The organism is Burkholderia sp. E168m23 (assembly GCF_016586125.1).
Lineage (GTDB): Bacteria > Pseudomonadota > Gammaproteobacteria > Burkholderiales > Burkholderiaceae > Burkholderia > Burkholderia orbicola.
Genome location: NZ_BCPP01001179.1, coordinates 1 through 1,828, shown reverse-complemented (window position 1 = coordinate 1,828; position 1,828 = coordinate 1). Strand labels below are relative to the sequence as shown.

The 1,828-nt window shown below is 65.2% G+C and carries 3 protein-coding genes; all 3 read right to left on the bottom strand.

Annotation, left to right across the window (positions count from 1 at the left end; genetic code table 11):
- Window positions 1-135: 135 nt before the first annotated feature.
- Entirely contained in the window at window positions 136-603 is a 468-nt protein-coding gene (locus tag JMF90_RS35410) for a sodium:proline symporter (RefSeq protein WP_201317223.1), read from the bottom strand.
- A 57-nt stretch (window positions 604-660) separates the two neighbouring features.
- Complete coding sequence (locus tag JMF90_RS35405; protein WP_006481034.1) at window positions 661-1,329, bottom strand: hypothetical protein; 669 nt, start codon at window positions 1,327-1,329, stop codon at window positions 661-663.
- Between the two features lie 240 nt (window positions 1,330-1,569).
- On the bottom strand, window positions 1,570-1,828 hold a 259-nt coding region (locus JMF90_RS35400; RefSeq protein ID WP_236598109.1), incomplete at its 5' end, for a LysR substrate-binding domain-containing protein.

The following is a 1,828-nucleotide window of genomic DNA, read 5'->3' as shown; positions in this document are numbered from 1 at the left end:
GTTCCTGAAATTCGCCGTGACCGGTAGCCTCGCCTGCGTCGCGTGCTATCTGATTGCCGGCCTCCTGCTTCGCGTGCCGCGGTTCGCGTCGATTCTGTAGACGCGTCGGCTCGCGCCGCTCGTTCGTACACGATATCAGCGGCTGGCGTCGCGCCGGGCGACGTCATAGACAGCCGCTGCCGTGATCCCGAATACCAGGTGCGCGATCAGCGTGATCGCGCCGCGCACCGCGATGAACCACGGAAAGATTGTCGTGAATCCGTACAGGTTCACGCCGTACAGGAGAAGCCCGAACGCGCCGCCCGCCAACAGCGCGGCCACGCGCGACAGATTGCGGACCAGCCGTGCCAGCACGGCCGCAGAGACCAGCGAAAGCGCCGCATGGACGAGCGTCGCCACGCCCATGACCAGCGGATCGAAGCCGCCGGACGCAGCGAGCACGCTTCGCCCCATCACGATCGCGGCCGTGAGGCGCGCGTCGCGCAACAGATTCCGGACGGCGTCATCGCCGGCAATTGCCCAGAGCAGCAGCTCGATGACGGTCGATCCGACCGCCGCGCCGAACGCTGCCCAGAGAATCGGGACCCCACTCGCTCGTTTCAATGATCGCCCTCATGGCGGGCCGGTCGATGCATCGAGCGAACCGCCGTGCAAACCGGTTTATGACGCCCCTTCGCAGTCCGACCAGTATGCAAACGGGTCGCGATGTTTCGGATAGTGCTCGTCGAGCCATTTCAGCAGCGTCGCCCGCGCATTGTCCATGTCGGCCTTCAACGACGACGTCGTCAGCTCGTGCACTTCGACGGACTTTTCCCGATCGACCACGAAGCAGTTCCAGTCGGGGCCGTCGAGATCCGGATCGTCGGACGCCTTCGACGACTTACTCCAGCCGAAACGCTTGCGCGCATCGATGTAGTAGCGCGGATGCACCTTCAGATACGACATCTCGCCGCCCTGCAGGCTGCTCTCGGCGCGCAGCACGTCGCGTTCGTCGACGATCTGCGTGACTTCCGGCAACCGGCGCGAGCGCCATCCGGCAGGCAGCGTCGCCACTGCACGAATGCTGTCGTACGTGCCCCACTCGAGGCCCCACGCTTCGGCCATGCGTTTCATGAACGCGTCGGCGCTCGGATAACCGCGCAGCTGGATGCGGGTCGACAACGTGACTTCCACCCCGCCGCGACCGCCGGATGCGCTCGACACCTCGTCGTCCGTTGCGAACGGATTGCCCGGACGCGGCGATTCGCGCTTCGCGTCCGCAGGCGCCAGGCCGGAAAAAAGTTGATCCAGCGCCGCACGCGCCTTCGACGATTTGTCTGGTCTATTCATCGGTTCCCTTTTGTACAAATTTGAACCCGTACTGCAATGGTTGGTGATTGCCCTGCCATCGGGCAAAGGCTCGATTCCGCTTCACTGCGGCGATCTCGCCGTTTTCCGCGGCTGCATTGTAACGATTTGGCGGCCGCGACTGAACGAACCGGGAGCGAGCGGCCGGCCGCAGTCGCGACGCGCGTGCTGGTGCTGGTGCTAGTGCCCAAGCGGTCACCTGCGCGAACCGCCGGGTATGCGCTACCCCAGCGCCTTCACCATCCGCTCCATCAACGCGAGGACTTCCGGCCGATTCTCGCCCTTCGCATGCACGAAGTGATAGCTGAGCAGTGAATCGACCTCGTGACGGCTCACGCGCACGAGTGCGCTGCGCCGCAGATACGCATCCGCAAGCGGCGTGCGCGCAAGCGCCACGCCCAGCCCCGCTTCGGCCGCCGCCAGCACGAGGTTGTAATCCTCGAACCGGCGATCCTGCGCACGCGGCTTGAACGGAATGCCG